General features: G+C 47.4%; 16 protein-coding genes. 10 read left to right on the top strand and 6 right to left on the bottom strand.

Translation table 11 applies throughout. The features are described 5' to 3' along the window. Nucleotides 1-2 precede the first annotated feature (2 nt). The 3 genes from secB to BLP80_RS08525 all read right to left on the bottom strand — a co-directional run bounded on the left by secB (nt 3) and on the right by BLP80_RS08525 (nt 1264). On the bottom strand, nt 3-479 hold the full coding sequence (secB, locus tag BLP80_RS08535; RefSeq protein ID WP_090542282.1) for a protein-export chaperone SecB: 477 nt from the start codon (nt 477-479) through the stop codon (nt 3-5). 63 nt (nt 480-542) lie between these two features. Then, nucleotides 543-800, bottom strand: a complete 258-nt coding sequence (gene grxC, locus BLP80_RS08530) for a glutaredoxin 3 (RefSeq protein ID WP_090542280.1) — start codon at nt 798-800, stop codon at nt 543-545. 17 nt (nt 801-817) lie between these two features. Further along, a complete protein-coding gene (locus tag BLP80_RS08525; RefSeq protein WP_090542278.1) occupies nt 818-1264 on the bottom strand; it encodes a rhodanese-like domain-containing protein in 447 nt (148 codons plus the stop codon). 369 nt (nt 1265-1633) lie between these two features. Here BLP80_RS08525 and gpmA point away from each other — a divergent pair, with 369 nt between their 5' ends. From gpmA to BLP80_RS08505, 4 genes are all read left to right on the top strand, one after another. Continuing rightward, nucleotides 1634-2383 carry a 2,3-diphosphoglycerate-dependent phosphoglycerate mutase gene (gpmA, locus tag BLP80_RS08520; RefSeq protein ID WP_090542276.1) on the top strand — a complete coding sequence of 250 codons (750 nt, stop codon included), beginning with the start codon at nt 1634-1636 and terminating at the stop codon, nt 2381-2383. A 100-nt stretch (nt 2384-2483) separates the two neighbouring features. Continuing rightward, nucleotides 2484-3665 carry a murein hydrolase activator EnvC family protein gene (locus tag BLP80_RS08515; protein ID WP_256325020.1) on the top strand — a complete coding sequence of 394 codons (1182 nt, stop codon included), beginning with the start codon at nt 2484-2486 and terminating at the stop codon, nt 3663-3665. Nucleotides 3666-3711: 46 nt separating this feature from the next. Next, the gene (locus tag BLP80_RS08510; protein ID WP_090542272.1) at nt 3712-5154 is read left to right on the top strand and encodes a S41 family peptidase; all 1443 of its coding nucleotides are present in this window, start codon (nt 3712-3714) and stop codon (nt 5152-5154) included. Nucleotides 5155-5195: 41 nt separating this feature from the next. Then, nucleotides 5196-5963 carry a HesA/MoeB/ThiF family protein gene (locus BLP80_RS08505; RefSeq protein WP_090542270.1) on the top strand — a complete coding sequence of 256 codons (768 nt, stop codon included), beginning with the start codon at nt 5196-5198 and terminating at the stop codon, nt 5961-5963. A gap of 40 nt (nt 5964-6003) precedes the next feature. On the opposite strand, the gene BLP80_RS08500 is transcribed toward BLP80_RS08505, so the two are convergent. Then, a complete protein-coding gene (locus tag BLP80_RS08500; protein WP_090542268.1) occupies nt 6004-7767 on the bottom strand; it encodes an ABC transporter transmembrane domain-containing protein in 1764 nt (587 codons plus the stop codon). A gap of 187 nt (nt 7768-7954) precedes the next feature. On the opposite strand from BLP80_RS08500, the gene crcB reads away from it, so the two are divergent. The 4 genes from crcB (at nt 7955) to BLP80_RS08480 (ending at nt 11809) form a co-directional block, all read left to right on the top strand. After that, nucleotides 7955-8338 carry a fluoride efflux transporter CrcB gene (gene crcB, locus BLP80_RS08495; RefSeq protein ID WP_090542266.1) on the top strand — a complete coding sequence of 128 codons (384 nt, stop codon included), beginning with the start codon at nt 7955-7957 and terminating at the stop codon, nt 8336-8338. Between the two features lie 18 nt (nt 8339-8356). Beyond that, entirely contained in the window at nt 8357-8674 is a 318-nt protein-coding gene (locus BLP80_RS08490; protein ID WP_090542264.1) for a DUF190 domain-containing protein, read from the top strand. Between the two features lie 189 nt (nt 8675-8863). Further along, complete coding sequence (locus BLP80_RS08485; protein ID WP_090542262.1) at nt 8864-10939, top strand: PhoX family protein; 2076 nt, start codon at nt 8864-8866, stop codon at nt 10937-10939. A gap of 507 nt (nt 10940-11446) precedes the next feature. Further along, entirely contained in the window at nt 11447-11809 is a 363-nt protein-coding gene (locus BLP80_RS08480) for a hypothetical protein (RefSeq protein WP_090542261.1), read from the top strand. Between the two features lie 129 nt (nt 11810-11938). Here BLP80_RS08480 and BLP80_RS08475 read toward each other — a convergent pair whose 3' ends face one another. Then, nucleotides 11939-12322 carry a VOC family protein gene (locus BLP80_RS08475; protein ID WP_090542259.1) on the bottom strand — a complete coding sequence of 128 codons (384 nt, stop codon included), beginning with the start codon at nt 12320-12322 and terminating at the stop codon, nt 11939-11941. 208 nt (nt 12323-12530) lie between these two features. On the opposite strand from BLP80_RS08475, the gene BLP80_RS08470 reads away from it, so the two are divergent. Together BLP80_RS08470 and BLP80_RS08465 are read left to right on the top strand one after the other, a co-directional pair. Continuing rightward, nucleotides 12531-14321 (top strand): DEAD/DEAH box helicase, encoded by a 1791-nt coding sequence (locus BLP80_RS08470; protein WP_176754319.1) that lies wholly within the window; start codon nt 12531-12533, stop codon nt 14319-14321. A 296-nt stretch (nt 14322-14617) separates the two neighbouring features. Beyond that, nucleotides 14618-15856, top strand: a complete 1239-nt coding sequence (locus tag BLP80_RS08465) for an alpha/beta fold hydrolase (RefSeq protein ID WP_090542255.1) — start codon at nt 14618-14620, stop codon at nt 15854-15856. Here BLP80_RS08465 and BLP80_RS15920 read toward each other — a convergent pair. After that, nucleotides 15812-16190 (bottom strand): hypothetical protein (locus tag BLP80_RS15920; RefSeq protein ID WP_218120414.1); only part of this gene is annotated, 379 nt, incomplete at its 5' end. The two genes, BLP80_RS08465 and BLP80_RS15920, sit on opposite strands and share 45 nt — an antisense overlap.

Here is a 16190-nt window from a genome sequence, read left to right as displayed (position 1 = left end):
TTCTAGTGCACGCTTTCTGTTTCAGATGTTTTTTGACCCACCCCGATTTCTGATTCGGCCTGCTGTTTTTTCTGATGATAAATCGCCTCAAAATTGACGGGATTAAGTATAACTGGGAGAAAACCTGCGCGTGTTACGATATCCGATACAGTTTCGCGCAAATAAGGAAATAAGATATTTGGACATACGATACCCAACACAGGATTAATCTCATTTCCCGGCACGTTACGTATCCGAAAGATCCCTGCCTGGTGAGCCTCAACCAGAAACATGGTTTTCTCCTTAACTCGGGCAGTAACAGTGATCGTCAACATAACCTCGTATATATCCCCCTCAATACAAGCATCTTGAGTACTCAACTGCAAGTTAATCTCAGGAACTTCCCGGTCAAGAAAAATATGCGGTGCATTCGGAATTTCAAGAGAAAGATCCTTGACATAAATTTTCTCAATAGCAAATACTGGCTGCTGCTCACTCATGTTAGATTCCAATTGGAATAATTGATAATAAAGATTATTAAATGATAAAACATCACTAAGAAATTAGGCTGATAGCAGTTTTATGACGCCTCCCTGCTGATCGAGTCGCGCAAGATCATCATAGCCTCCTATGTGCGTTTCCCCAATATAGATTTGGGGAACGGTTCGACGCCCAGTTTTTCTTATCATTTCAGCGCGCTGATCAGGATGCAAATCAACCCTGACCTTATCTATTTCCTCAACGCCCCTGGATCGCAATAACTTCTCTGCCATTGTACAGTAAGGGCAATAACCCGATACATACATGACCACCTTTGCCATATCCTCTTCCTACCTGTTTAGCGATTTTTTACCATTGGAAGATTTTCTCGCCGCCACGTATCGATCCCACCACCAAGATTGTAAACCTTCTTAAAGCCATTCTTACGCAAAACCGCACCAGCATGACCGGCTCGCAACCCAGGTCGAAATATCACAACGATGGGTCTGTCCTTGAATTTCTCTAACTCATGCCAACTTTCATCTATCTTCTCAGAAGAAATATGTTTAGAATCAGGAAGATGTCCTTCAGCATACTCACTATCATCCCTAACATCAAGTATCAGCGCATTATCGTAATTAATAAACCTGATCGCCTGCTGGACATCTATTTCTTTGGCAGAGTTGCGTGAAATCATTGGCCATAACAGCATTCCACCACTCATAATAGCAGCAATAATGAAAAAAATATTTTCCTGTAAAAAGGTTGGTTCCATAGAAGTAAGCGCCCGTTTTAGTTTTGCCATTCGGCTTTTTTAATAACCTGTTATTTTAGCAAAGTATTCAAGAATCTCCATCTTTAAAAAAATCTGTCAGATCTGTCAGCGATGATAGCAAGACAACACTATAAGCCATCATGGAGATTCCGATAATTCTTAGAGTACCTTACGATATTGGCTCCAAGATCTCCACTGAAACTTGCATACATATACATAGGGAGAGCGTCGCCCAAACAGAAATACAACTATATTTTTTATATGATTACGAAATGATCTAATACAAACAACAAAAAATGAAGATCACTGCAACATGCTGCTTTCTTTGTCAAAATATAATAAAATTCTGGTACATCAGTCGCTTTTACAAACTACTAGCTTCTTCTTTTGAAGGTCAACATGAAAAAACTCGTTCTCCTGCGTCATGGAGAAAGCATTTGGAATAAGGAAAATCGTTTTACCGGCTGGACAGACGTAGATTTAACACCCAAGGGACTGGAAGAAGCCAGCTCTGCTGGCCGGCTTTTACGAGAAAATGGATTTATCTTTGATATTGCTTATACTTCAGTGCTAAAACGCGCCATACGTACGCTCTGGATCACGCTTGATCAAATGGACCAGATGTGGGTTCCAATTAATCTTACCTGGCGACTGAATGAGCGGCATTACGGGGCTTTGCAAGGATTGAATAAAGCAGAAACAGCTACCCGCTACGGCGATAAGCAAGTCTTGCTATGGCGGCGCAGTTACGACATTCAGCCTCCAGCCCTTACAACTGATGATGAACGCTACCCTGGATTGGATCCTCGCTATAGCAACGTATCCAAACAGGACATCCCTCTGACCGAAAGCCTCAAAGATACGATTACTAGATTTTTACCTTTTTGGAACCAAACTATTGCACCTCAAGTCAAAGCGGGGCAACGAACAATCATTGTGGCGCATGGTAATTCCTTGCGAGCACTCATCAAGTATCTTGATAATGTTTCAGATCAGGATATTCTTAACTACAACATACCTACGGGTATTCCCCTGATTTATGAGCTCGACGATAATTTAAAATCCATGCGCAGCTACTATCTTGGCAACTCAGCCGAAATTGAAGAAGCCACGTCAGCTGTAGCAAACCAGGCTAAAGTAAATGTTTAACTTAGCGTACCCTAGAAAATCTCGGATTCATATACATTTTGCACGATATTTGAAATAAGCCATGTGTTACAGTGCAAGTGTTACACTGTGCAGAATCATGATGTTTTTTTTAGCTCTGATATGCACAGGCCAACTATATGCCAATCCCCAAGCGAACAAAGAAAACTTAAAGCAATTACAAAATCGCATTAAAGCCTTACAACAAGATCTGGCCAGCAAGGAAACATCTAAAACTGAAGCGGCAGATGCTTTACGCGACTCGGAACGTGCCATCAGCGAAACTAACCGAATCTTGGCTACGCTTGCTCAACAACAGATTGACGCCAATAGCAGTCTCGATCAATTACTGGATCAATCCAAACAAATTCAAAACCAGATTAAAGTGCAGCAAGAGCAGCTCGGTAAAATGCTTTACTATCAATACCTCAAGGGACAGCAGGATTACATGCAGTTGCTACTCAGGCAGCAAGATCCCAATCAAATAGCACGCAATCTTCATTACTATGGATACCTAAAGCGGGCACGCTCTGAAAATATTGATACCCTACGCACTCAGCTTGAACGGCTAGACATATTAGCTGACGAGAGTCACCTAAAAAGAGAAGAGATCGTAAAGATTCAAACTGAGCAGACCAACCGAAAGCATCAGCTGGAACAAGAAAAAAGCAAACGTGAAAAAATTCTTGCAAACCTCTCCGAAGAAATTACCCAGCAACAACAAGAAATCAGCAAACTCAAAAGTGATGAGCAACGCCTATCCAACCTGGTAAAAGAAATCAATAGACTACTCACTCAAAAAAAATCCCCCCCTCCTTCTGCTCATAAATCATCTCCATCCTCGCTTCATAACCGCTTGCTTCCTGATTCTTCTGTGAAGGGAAGTTCATTTGCATCACTCAGAGGACAGCTACGATTACCGGTACGAGGGGAACTTGTCAATCGTTTTGACAGTCCACGGCAAGAAGGAGGAATTAAATGGAAAGGATTATTTATTCGTTCCCAAAATGGTAATGAGGTAAAAGCCATAGCGAACGGGCAAGTTGTATTTGCTGATTGGTTGCGTGGATTTGGGAACCTTATGATTTTGGATCATGGCAACAACTACATGAGTCTCTATGGTTACAATGAAACTATCTACAAACGTGTTGGTGATCGGGTTCAGAGCGGCGACACGATTGCGACTGTAGGAAACAGCGGTGGTAATCGTGAATCGGGTTTATACTTTGAATTGCGACACCAGGGTAAACCATTTGACCCATTAACCTGGGTAAAAATAGAATGAAATTTATGGTAAAAATTGTAAAGTTGATAGGTGCGGAGAATACGTGATGCATAATTTTGTTAAAAAACTCAGTTTAGTCCTCTCCGGTGTTGCTGCCGGGGTGTTGATCAGTCTCAACTTTTCCGCTGTAGCCGATAAAGCGCTCCAAGCAGAGTTGCCTCCTCTCCCAATCGAAGAGTTACGTGCCTTTACACAGGTATTTGGTCGCATTAAAAGCGATTATGTGGAACCCGTCGAGGACAAAAAACTTATTACTGAAGCCATCAACGGCATGCTGGTTGGCTTGGATCCGCACTCTGCCTATCTGGATAGCGAGGAATACAAGGAACTGCAAATCGGCACACAAGGCGAATTTGGTGGACTCGGCATCCAAGTTACTATGGAAGATGGTTTGGTCAAAGTCATTTCGCCGATTGAGGATACTCCAGCATTCCGGGCCGGTATCAAAACAGGTGATCTGATTATCAAACTGGATGATACCGCGGTTAAAGGCATGACACTCAACGAGGCTATCAAGCGCATGCGTGGTAAGCCTGACACCTCGATTACACTTACGATCGCTCGGGAAGGCGAAGCTGAACCCCTAGTATTCACATTAGTTCGCGCCATTATCAAAATCGAAAGCGTCAAAGCCAAGTTAATTGAACCTGGTTACGGTTATTTACGTGTCACACAATTTCAAGAACATACAGGTGAAAATTTAGCTCAGGCGATTGAAAAATTATTCAAAGAAAGCAAAATTCCCATGAAAGGACTTGTGCTTGATTTACGAAATGATCCCGGCGGATTGCTAAACAGTGCTGTGGCCGTATCAGCCGCATTTCTTCCGACCAACGCACTCGTCGTCTATACTGAAGGGCGCACAAGCGATGCAAAAATGCGACTCATGGCTAGCCCTGAATATTACTTGCGTAATCCAGGTAAGGATTATTTAACAGGATTACCGTCGGAAATTAAAACGGTACCTATGATCACACTGGTAAACGGGGGCTCAGCCTCGGCCTCTGAAATTGTCGCAGGTGCCCTGCAGGATCACAAGCGCTCTGTCGTCATGGGTACCCAAACTTTTGGCAAAGGTTCAGTACAGACTATTCTTCCCCTTGGCAACAATACAGCAATCAAGCTGACAACAGCGCGTTACTACACACCTAACGGACAGTCCATTCAGGCTAAGGGGATTACGCCGGATATAGTCGATGAAACGGATGATGCGTCCCGGCAATTGCGTGAATCAGATCTTACCCGGCATCTGCGTAGCAACCAAAATGAGGGGAATAATGGAGATGATGTTACCAGCGCAAAAAAACCCAATGGATCTGAAGATAAACCCAAAAGTAAAAAATCTACGACTAAGAAAAAGAGTGCTCCCATGGAGTTTGGCTCGAGCGATGATCTCTTGCTCACCAAAGCCATTAAGCATCTAAAGGGAATTGAGGCAGATTCAAAAAGAAAGTCTACAAAAACTGCTAAAAAAGCAGCGAGTTCCTGAAATATAAAAAGCAATAGCTGAAAAAGTGAGGTGGGAGGGCCGTGAATGACAATCAGCTATTGCGTTATAGTCGCCATATTTTGCTGCCCCAAATCGATGTACGGGGACAAGAAAAGTTAACGCAATCAAGCGTCCTGATCATTGGGGCGGGGGGGCTTGGCTCACCCGCCGCGTTGTATCTTGCCGCCAGTGGTATCGGAAAAATCGTCATCTGCGATAAAGATAACGTCGATCTCACCAATCTACAAAGGCAAATCATTCACAGCACCGACGCGATCGGCCTGCCCAAAACGGCTTCCGCCCGAAAAACCCTGCATCATATCAATCCAGAGATTGAAATCACGACCTTACAGAAACAGGTAACTGAAGAGGTTCTATTGCATCTGCTCTCTTCCGTTGATGCCGTGGTAGATGCCAGCGACAATTTTGTCACCCGTCATGCCATCAACCAAGCTTGTATCATTCAGAAAAAACCGCTGATCTCAGGTGCTGTTGTACGCTTTGACGGCCAAGTCTCGGTATTTGACCTGCGTTATGCCAACAGTCCTTGTTATCATTGTCTTTTTCCCGTTGCTGGCGAAGATGATGATCCCAATTGCGCCGTAATGGGCGTATTTGCACCCCTGGCCGGTATCATAGGCTGCACTCAGGCAGCAGAAACGATCAAGGTTTTGCTGGGCATAGGCGAAACGCTTAATGGTCGTTTGCTGATACTTGATGGGCTGACCATGAAATGGCGAACAATCAACTTAAAAAAAGATCCTGCATGCGAAGCATGCAACTGCAGCGCAACAAGAAAAGCCTACTGAAAGCTGGCAAATTAGTTTACGTGTCACCACACCACTCCACTCATTGCATATGAAATTGTAACGATGCCAATCGCGCATAGAGCTCACTGGTTGCCATCAACTCCGCATGTGTGCCGAGCGCTTCTAAATATCCATGATTGAGGACTGCAATCCTATCTGCTGATTTCACAGTACTCAAACGATGCGCAATCGCTATCGTGGTACGGTGTGCCATCAATTGAGACAGCGCCTGTTGTACCCAGTATTCACTTTCCGCATCCAACGCACTGGTTGCTTCATCCAACAACAAAATCGGCGCACCGGCCAGAATCGCACGGGCAATGGCAATTCGCTGCTTCTGCCCGCCTGACAATCCCAATCCTGTATCACCCAAATGGGTTTGATACCCTTCGGGAAGACTAACGATAAACTCATGTGCAAAGGCTGCTTTGGCGGCGGCTTCCACTTCCGCATCCGTTGCGTCCTGGCAGGCATAGCGAAGGTTGTCGCTGATACTGCCATAAAACAAGACCGGATTTTGTGAGACCAGCGCAAAACAAGCTCGTAAGCCTGTGATTTCCAACTGACGGATATCGATACCTTCCAGCCTTATGCCACCAGATTGAGGATCAAAGAAACGTAATAGCAAATCAAACAAGGTCGACTTTCCTGCTCCGGATGGACCGACCAAAGCTAACATCTCACCTGCCCTAATAGTCAGTGACAATTCGTTGATAGCAAGCACCTCAGGACGGGAAGGATAAGCAAAACACAATCGCTCTATTTCGATGCGCCCCGTTAAGACCGGCAAAGATTTCGGGCTTGCTGGAGACACTATTTCACTGGGAGCAGACAATAACTCCACGGTACGTTCAGCGGCACCCGCAGCGCGCTGAAGCTCTCCCAGCACTTCCGAGATCGAGCCTACTGCAGAACCCACGATAATGCTGTAAAAAATAAATGCCGCCAATTCACCGCCACTAATCTGCCCTGCAATCACATCCATCCCGCCCACCCAAAGCATCAAACCGACTGCGCCGAACACCAACATGATGACCACGGTAATCAGCATGGCACGCTGAGTGGTGCGTTGCTTGGCTATGGCAAAGGCATCTTCGACATATCGATGAAAGATATCTTTATCGATCTCCTGATGGTTATAGGCTTGCACGGTCTTTATCTGCCCCAGAATCTCTCCAATGTAGGCGCCCACTGTTGCAATTCTGTCCTGGCTTTGACGGGACAGACGCCGCACCCTGCGGCCAAACACCAAAATAGGCGCCACCACCAGCGGTACGCTGATCAACACCAGCGCTGTCAATTTGGTATTGGTTATAAATAACCAGACAATTCCACCAATCAGCATCACGAGATTGCGCAAGGCGACAGAAACGGATGAGCCAATAACGGATTGCAGCAAGGTCATATCCGCGGTCAGGCGCGATTGAATCTCGAGGCTGCGATTATTCTCAAAAAAACCAGGGTGCAAATTGATCAAATGATCGAATACCTTACAGCGAATGTCAGCTACCACACGCTCACCCAGCCAGGTCACCCAGTAGTAGCGAGTAAAGGTCCCCACAGCAAGCGCGACAATGAGCAAAATAAAAATAACCATATACTGCGTCAGCAGCTCAATCGATTGGGTCGCCAAGCCACGATCGATCAATAACCGGATGCCTTGCCCGATCGAAAGCATAATCGTTGCTGTAAATAAGAGCGCCACTAGGCTGAAAGCGACTTGCCGTTTGTAGGGTGCAATAAAGGCCACCACCTTTCTGGCTTTCTGCCAGCTATCGCGCAGGACATGCAACATCTTAATCATTTGAAGAAAATCGGTAAGAAATAAAGTGAGCTAATCAGCTTTCGGATAACACAGATATAATCATAGATAATGGACTTACCGGCGGCACCATACCAGCTAGAATACTGAATCCGCCTATTTAATGGTTGTACAACATATCATCTGCAAACACCAGTAAATTAATCACTACTCACAATCATACAAGTTAATGTTTCATTCCATACTCGCCATCTGCATTGGTGCATCGCTGGGCGCCGTACTACGCTGGTTTCTTGGAATTTCGTTCAATGCGCTGTTTCCAGCCATTCCACCGGGAACCCTCGTCGCCAATCTCATTGGCGGTTATCTGATCGGAGTGGCGCTTGCTCTATTTGCCAATCATCCCGAACTGGCGCCCGAGTGGCGCTTATTCATCATCACCGGTTTCCTGGGTGGACTCACCACTTTCTCCACCTTTTCTGCAGAAATAGTGACACTCATTCAACAGGGTCGGCTACTCTGGGCAGCCGGCGCCATCGGCTTACATGTGATGGGATCATTGTTGATGACGATGCTCGGGCTAGCGACGATTTCACTGTTCAGGAACGCCTAAATTCAAGGAAACAAGATTATGCGCGGCTATCAATTAACTTTTCTTACCCAGCAGTCCCGCCAACATGGTGGTTTACCCTTAGGCGAGTGGTTATTGCAGGAAGCGCGTAAACTTGGCATCAGGGGGGCCACCTTGTTTGTCGCAGCCGAAGGATTTGGTCATGACGGCAAGCTGCATTCAGCACATTTCTTTGAGCTGAGTGATCAACCCATTGAAGTCACAATGGCGCTCAGTGCAGCAGATGTTGAGCGCATACTCACCCGGCTACGCGAAGAAGGAATCAATGTCTTCTTCATCAAAACACCTATTGAATATGGCATGAGCGGAGAAAACTGACGGAATATTATCCTTTCTCTGGAGCGGATCCAGCGTCATTGAGTCTTTATTCTTGTTAAAACGTTGCCTAATGAAAGCCGCTCTTTTACCGAGCGCTGGCAATCTTTTCGTTACAAAAATGTCACAAAAATAACATCTTCATCGTTTATAACTCCTTGCTCCCTATTCCTATTTGAAGTGAGGACAGATATGAGCGATAAAGATAACAATAGCGTGGAAAGCGATCATGGGGATGAACCCATGAGCAATCATTCGGACAATCCCCATTTTTCAACCCTCCTTGAGAAAAGATTGTCACGCCGGCAAATGCTGACCGGTAGTCTGAGTATAGCGGTGGCAGGCATGTTCGGTTTACCAGAGTTAACGACTCAGGCTGAGGCAGCATCAAGCGCCTCGATCGCCACAAAATTCACACAATCACCTAACCCGCCATTTGTATTGAACCCTACTTTAGGTTTCAATGCCATCCCCATCACGCGCTCTGATACCGTTACTATCCCACTTGGCTATAAAGCACAAACCGTGATTCCTTGGGGCACCCCCATTACCGGCAGTTACCCTGCTTATGCTCCGGATGCATCCAACTCTGGTGTTGATCAGGAACAGCAAGTCGGCGCGCATCACGATGGGATGCATTATTTTCCATTTGAAGATAACCCCAACACCCATGGTTTGCTGACTGTCAATCATGAATACGTCGACCAAAATGTGCTGCATACCCATGGCCCCAGCCTGATCGCTGGACAACGTCCAGCTGATGAAGTCAGCAAGGAAATTGCCGCACATGGTGTCAGCATCGTCGAAATCAGTAAAGACACAGACGGTAACTGGCGGATCATCAATGGACTTTATAACCGCCGCATCACCGCAGGCACACCCATGGAAATCAGAGGCCCCGTTCGCGGCAGCGATCTGGTCAAAACCAAGTATAGTCCTGCTGGAATCGAAGCACGCGGTACTATCAACAACTGTGGTAATGGTTATACCCCTTGGGGAACTTACCTGACCTGCGAAGAAAATTGGGCGAGCTATTTTGTTAATCGCGCCAGCCTTCCCAGAGAACACAGTCGCTATGGAGTCAGTACCCATAATGGCCGTTACCGCTGGGAAACTGCACAAAGTGGCGCTGATGAGCACATTCGTTTCGACGTATCGGTAAAAGGAAGCAGTGCAAACGAGGATTATCGGAACGAAGCCAATGGACACGGCTGGATTGTGGAAATCGATCCATTCAATCCCAACAGCAAGCCCATCAAGCGTACCGCCATGGGTCGATTTGCCCATGAAGGTTGCTGGGTCGCACCGCCACAACTCGGCCAGCCAGTCGTTTTCTACTCGGGTGACGATGCGCAAAATGAGTATATTTACAAATTCGTCACCAAGGCTCGCTACAGCAAAGAGATCAATGGGGATATTCTGGATGAAGGCATTCTATATGCAGCCCGCTTTAACGATGAAGGTACGGGAGAATGGCTCGCGCTGGATATCAATGATCCGTATTTTCATGCCATGTCACTCAGCAAGAGTGTTTTCTTCATGGATCAAGCCGATGTCCTGGTCAATACCCGCTTGGCAGCCGATGTGGTAGGCGCAACCAAAATGGATCGGCCAGAATGGGGTACGGTGCATCCGCAAACCTGTGAAGTCTACATGACCCTGACCAACAACAGCAGCCGCAGTGCAGGTACCATTGATGCCGCCAATCCACGGGCCCCCAATCCTTATGGCCATATCATCCGCTGGCGCGAGGAAGGCAATCGCCCCTGGGCAACCCAATTCACTTGGGATATTTTCGTGCTGGCCGGCCCTGAAACTGACAGTCAGATTCTGCCAGAGCAAAGCGGCCTCGCCTTGACCCAGGATAATATCTTTGCCAGTCCAGATGGTCTCTGGATTGATCAAAATGGCATTCTCTGGATTCAGACCGACATGAGCGGCTCACAACAAAGTAGCGGTCCTTTTGGCAACAACCAGATGCTGGCCGCCCATCCCTTTACCGGAGAAATCAAACGTTTCTTGGTGGGACCACAGGACTGTGAGGTAACCGGTATCACCTCAACCCCCGATGGCAAATCCTTGTTTGTCAACTTGCAACACCCTGGAGACCGATCCGGCGCAAACAGCTTTACCAGTAACTGGCCGGATAATGGCAAAGTCTTCAAACATCCCGGCGAGCCAGCTGTAATGGTTAATCCCAGCGGCGCGCGTCCACGTTCCGCCACAGTAGTCGTATCCCGTGAAGATGGCGGTGTAGTAGGCATGTAAGCATTGCCAGCAGCAAATGATGGCAGAATCAGATTAGCCCGAATATTTCATAAATTGGCACGTGCCCTCACTTGTCTTTTGATTAATAAGAAAGATTTTGCTCAGTCGGGTGTATGAGTCACTACACCCCTCTTTCTCAAAACTTCCCTATTAATCAAAATCCTGCGCGATCATCACGCGAATTTATGAAATATTCGGGTTAGCATGCCTTGATTCTGCCTGCCGCTATCCCAGCTGTGGTGTGCAATGTTGCTTTCAGGGAGGACGAATCAAAGAGGCCAGCTGGTCGGATTAATTGGCAGTTGGGCCATAGGCACCACTTGGTGTGATTTTTCTCACAGAGGATCCAATCTGGATCAGTTATCTTGTAATCATCATCGGTCACTTGCGATCTACAGCACACAAGCTGGATCAAGAGAGATGATGATGTACTACCAACCAAAGCTTGCGTCTCCTCTAAGGGTTATGACGCATTTATTGATGAAAAACTAACGAAAAGAGAAAAAAATGGCATTTTCAACTCCCCCTAACAATAAAGCGTTCAGATCTGCTCCTATACTCAATCCAGGCAATGTCAATGTTGCTACAGCAAAAGCAATTGCTAAGCTGACCAATCCTCTCGCTGACGCGGTGAAAGAAGATCATAATCCAGACTCAAAATCACTGGAAATTCCGTCGGGATCAGGGATTTGTTCAGCATGCATTGCAGCGGAAATGATAGAGCTGCTGTATTGGATGGCTATTCTGCGTGGCGTGCCTCTAGCAGATATTACTGGTGCCAACGCAGATATATCATCAGTTATCGAAGAAGTTTCGCTGGCGTACTCCAGGGCGCTTGAGGATAACCTATCCGCTGGCCGTATTCAGTGAGGTGTGGCCTTGATAAGAAAAGATTGCATGACAAAGAATATAGGCCTCCTCTCATCAGCCAATTCTCCGTCCGCAGCATTCCTTGGGTGCCCAGACTAATGTGAGTAACGCACAGCTCGATGACAGCAATTATTGAGGCGGCATTTCATAATCTGCGGTCAGCATTTCCAGCAAATGGCCATTCTGATCACGGAAATAAACTCCGCGCCCACCATAATTATGATTGATTGTCATATTCTCGGCCTCGCCGGGGCCGCTGCCATATTTGAGTTTTTCCGCTTGCAGGCGCGCAAATATTTCATCAAATTCCTGCTCGGAAACCTTAAATGCATAATGATGGGATTCAAATTTCTCCCTGTTATCAAAATCCAGACACAGCGTATCATTCACGCGCACCACGATGAAACGAGAAAAATTACCCAAATATTCAAAGCCAAATAGTCTGCAATAAAGCGCTGCGGATGCCTGCTTATCAAAACACGGAACAATAGTATGGTTGAGTGTAATCGTCATAACGCGCTCCTTTCACAAGAGATTTAACCGGGAAGCCTTCCAGGTTAGAATTTCTCCTTTAGAATATCACCAATTCTGCGTCGACAACGAAAGAAGCACCATCGCTCAGGCGGTAATGTTCAATTACACAACTCAAAAATACCTTTCTTTAAAAAATTAGAATGCTCTTGGCGCTAAAAAGAAGGTTGTAATCGCCGTTAATAAAAACATGACTACTTTAATCCCTAGCTACTCTAGCTGCGTTTCCCGCATGACTGCCGGCGAAAGACGTTTCGCTCAGCGTCTGGAAACAAAGCTGGAAGACGATTACCTTTGTTGGTATGACATCCCTATCGGTCAATCGATGAGGCATCCGGATTTTATTATGCTGCACCCCAAACGTGGCTTGCTGATTCTGGAAATCAAGGACTGGAAACGGGATAGCATCCAGGTCATTACCAAAACGGATGTGACTTTGCTTATGCCCGAAGGATTGATACACAAGCGCAATCCGCTTGAACAAGCTCGTCAATATGCTCAGGTAGTGGCCGATATGCTGCAAAGAGATCCGCAACTGGTTTTTAGCAACGGCCGGATGCAGGGTCAGCTCCTCTTCCCCTGGACGTATGGAGTAGTGCTTCCCAATATCAGCCGCAAGCAGTTTGAAAGCACTGATTTAGGTGAAGTATTGGAACCCCGCCGTGTCATCTGTCAGGATGAAATGGTTGAATCGGTGGAGATGGAAGTGTTCCAGAAACGCTTGTGGGATATGTTTACCGTGAGTGGTTATGGCAATCTGAGCCTGCCGCAGATGGATCGGATACGCTGGCATATGTTCCCGGAAATCCGGATACCCGCAAAACAGGACGAGCTATTGAACAGTGCTACAGCACCGGTTGGCGAGCTACCGGATATTTTACAAGTCATGGATTTACAGCAGGAACAACTTGCGCGCAGCCTTGGCGACGGTCATCGAGTTATCCACGGGGTGGCGGGCTCTGGTAAGACGCTGATTCTCGGCTACCGCGCAAAATATCTTGCCAAGGTTTGCGCTAAACCGATTCTGATACTTTGCTATAACAGGATACTTGCCAAACGCCTTGAACATTGGATACAGCAAAAAGAAATCGGCAGCAAAGTCAATGTCCATACTTTCCATGCCTGGTGCCGCCGCCAGCTCACGGCTTATCACGTTGACCTGCCCGAAGGAGATGGCGAGCGCGATGGTTATTGGGATGACATGGTGAATCGGCTCATCCGCGCGGTAGATAACAAACTCATTCCTTCCGGACAGTACGAAGCAGTGTTGATCGATGAAGGCCATGATTTTCGTCCGGAATGGCTCAAGCTGGTAGTCCAAATGGTAGATGCACGCACGAATTCACTGCTGGTTCTGTATGATGACGTTCAATCCATTTACCACACAAAAGAAAAACGCCACTTCAGCTTTAAGAGCATAGGCATCCAGGCACAAGGGCGAACCACCATACTCAAAATCAACTACCGCAATACCCAGGAAATTCTTCAATTTGCGGGTCAATTTGCCAGACAGTTGCTCACGCCCACCGAAACAGACGAAGACAGTGCACCGAGGCTGATGCCGGTTTCTGCCGGACGCCAAGGTCCTAAACCATTGCTGATCAAGCTCCCCAGTCTTCAGGAACAAGCAAGATACATCACTAAGCAACTGAAAGCGGCCCATCAAGACGGCATGCCCTGGAAGGAGATGGCGATTCTTTATCGTCACTGGGATCCCGTAGGCAAGACTATCAATAATGCGCTTACTGGTGCAGGAATTCCCTTTAGCTGGAAAGACACTATTCAATTTAGCGAAAAGCAGAACACCGTCAGACTGCTCACTTTTCACAGCAGCAAAGGACTGGAATTTCCACTGGTCGCCATTCCCGCGGCAAACATGCAAGCTGACGCAGGCACGAGTAATGAAGAAGAAGCATGCCTGTTATATGTTGCCATGACACGCGCAACACGCAAACTGATTGTGCTCGATAGCGCAAACTAAGGATAACCTCAGGCGGTTGCGTCCTGCATCGCTTCAGGTTTCCGCAAAGGAGCCTGGCAAAGCCGGTTTTGATTTAGAATGTAAATGAGCCATGCACTTTCAAATGTGCTTCTTTATGTGTAAAACTTTTTTCACGGCTGGCTAGAAAACCGTTCCAGTAGCATAGTTACCAATATGCTGTTCGGTCTAAGTCCCTGTCGAAAACCAGCATTGACGCAGTCTGGCGATTCGACAAACTCCCGCAAATGGTAATGATTCTACCAGGCGGATGACTTTTCATTAGGGGGAAGTAGCTAATGGGAGAGGAAAAGAAAAAAATCACGGTCTATTACGATGGCGCCTGCCCGGCTTGCATCAAGGATCGGCAAAATTATGAAAAACTGGCAGGCAAAGGGGGTGAGGACGTATGCTGGTTCGATATTACCGGGCAGGACGCCCACCTGCATGATATCGGCATCGATCCGCACAAAGCCTTGAGCGAACTGCATGTTCACGATGAACACCAGCGGATTGTTTCTGAACTGGATGCTTATATTGTGCTGATGGCCCGGGTGCCGCTACTCAAACCGCTCGCCTGGTTAATCGGTCTGCCAGTGATTCGGCCCTTGCTGTCGCGGCTCTATCACTGGATGGTCAATCGCCGCTTGAAAAAAAGTGGACGCCTGCAAATCGATGAAAAGCGGCATTTCCAGAGTAAAGACGGCGTCACGCTCACCTACCGGCGATGGACACCCGCACAAAATGAAAAAAGCATGCCTCTCGTGCTGCTGCATGGTGCTGCTAGCAACTCCAGCCGCTGGTGGCATTTCACTCAGCACAGCCGCCTAGCAGCCGGCCGGCTGCTGCTGCGCCCGGATCTGCGCGGCCACGGCGAATCGATTTGGCGTGGCCCGGCACGCATCGAGAAATGGTGTCAAGATATCGCTGAGTTGCTGCAGCACGAGCAGCAATCGCGCGCGATTATCGTCGGTCACTGCCTCGGCGCCAACATCGCGCTCAACTTTGCCGCGCGCTATCCCGATCGCTGCGCTGGACTGGTGCTGATCGAACCGATAGCTCCTGAAGCTGTCACTGGCGTGCTCGCCCGGCTGCGGCCATTCATTCCGCTGCTGCGTGTTGCCGTAGCGCTGATCAAACTGTTCAACTGGCTCGGCTTCTATCGGCGCCAGCTCGGCACGCTGGACCTGCAGGTGCTGGATCGCCGCGTGCATCAAGCAGGCCCAGACGAGTTGAAAACAATACTGGCAGACTATGGCAAACCCAAGCATGACCTCAAGGTGATTCCGACCGCGCAGTACCTTAACAACCTGATCGAAATCATGCGCCCCTTGCCCGTTGCTGAGGTGCGTTGCCCTGCCCTCGTCATCCAGTCAGGCGGACTCAGCATCACCGACCCAAAGCGCACCCAAGCCCTGCTGCAGCAGTTACCACAAGTAGAATTTGCCACGGTTGACTCCGAGCACTGGTTGCCTGCCACCCATCCTGATGAACTATGTGAATTGATTGATCGCTGGGTGTTGAAGAATCGCATTTGAATATCCGTATTGAATATAGCCTGCTTGACTCATGCGTTGCCAAGTGCTCAAATCGGCACTCCCAAACAGATACAGCCATGCAGTAACCCTATGAACCTTGCAGAACAGCAATTCCTCAACGATCTCGACAAACGCCTGTGGACCATGGCCAACAAGTTGCTGCCCATGCTCGATGTCGCTGTCTACAAGCATGTCGTGCTCGGCCTCATTTTCCTCAAATACAGACAACCTGATCTCGGAGCATCCCTCGTTTTTAAAGCATTCTAAAGAACAAATATAAATCAATCGATTACATGTGCCAGGGGAGGAGATACAAAAATAGGCAGTCAAACAA

This window comes from Nitrosomonas sp. Nm132 (genome assembly GCF_900100485.1).
Taxonomy (GTDB): domain Bacteria; phylum Pseudomonadota; class Gammaproteobacteria; order Burkholderiales; family Nitrosomonadaceae; genus Nitrosomonas.
The sequence above is the reverse complement of the archived record's forward strand: the minus strand, read 5'-3'. Positions and strand labels throughout refer to the sequence as shown.

Bases quoted from the DNA above. Each gene is read 5' to 3' on its own strand.
- secB (WP_090542282.1), bottom strand. From the start codon at position 479: ATGAGTGAGCAGCAGCCAGTATTTGCTATTGAGAAAATTTATGTCAAG.
- grxC (WP_090542280.1), bottom strand. From the start codon at position 800: ATGGCAAAGGTGGTCATGTATGTATCGGGTTATTGCCCTTACTGTACA.
- BLP80_RS08525 (WP_090542278.1), bottom strand. From the start codon at position 1,264: ATGGCAAAACTAAAACGGGCGCTTACTTCTATGGAACCAACCTTTTTA.
- gpmA (WP_090542276.1), top strand. From the start codon at position 1,634: ATGAAAAAACTCGTTCTCCTGCGTCATGGAGAAAGCATTTGGAATAAG.
- BLP80_RS08515 (WP_256325020.1), top strand. From the start codon at position 2,484: ATGTTTTTTTTAGCTCTGATATGCACAGGCCAACTATATGCCAATCCC.
- BLP80_RS08510 (WP_090542272.1), top strand. From the start codon at position 3,712: ATGCATAATTTTGTTAAAAAACTCAGTTTAGTCCTCTCCGGTGTTGCT.
- BLP80_RS08500 (WP_090542268.1), bottom strand. From the start codon at position 7,767: ATGATTAAGATGTTGCATGTCCTGCGCGATAGCTGGCAGAAAGCCAGA.
- crcB (WP_090542266.1), top strand. From the start codon at position 7,955: ATGTTTCATTCCATACTCGCCATCTGCATTGGTGCATCGCTGGGCGCC.
- BLP80_RS08490 (WP_090542264.1), top strand. From the start codon at position 8,357: ATGCGCGGCTATCAATTAACTTTTCTTACCCAGCAGTCCCGCCAACAT.
- BLP80_RS08485 (WP_090542262.1), top strand. From the start codon at position 8,864: ATGAGCGATAAAGATAACAATAGCGTGGAAAGCGATCATGGGGATGAA.
- BLP80_RS08480 (WP_090542261.1), top strand. From the start codon at position 11,447: ATGGCATTTTCAACTCCCCCTAACAATAAAGCGTTCAGATCTGCTCCT.
- BLP80_RS08475 (WP_090542259.1), bottom strand. From the start codon at position 12,322: ATGACGATTACACTCAACCATACTATTGTTCCGTGTTTTGATAAGCAG.
- BLP80_RS08470 (WP_176754319.1), top strand. From the start codon at position 12,531: ATGACTACTTTAATCCCTAGCTACTCTAGCTGCGTTTCCCGCATGACT.
- BLP80_RS08465 (WP_090542255.1), top strand. From the start codon at position 14,618: ATGGGAGAGGAAAAGAAAAAAATCACGGTCTATTACGATGGCGCCTGC.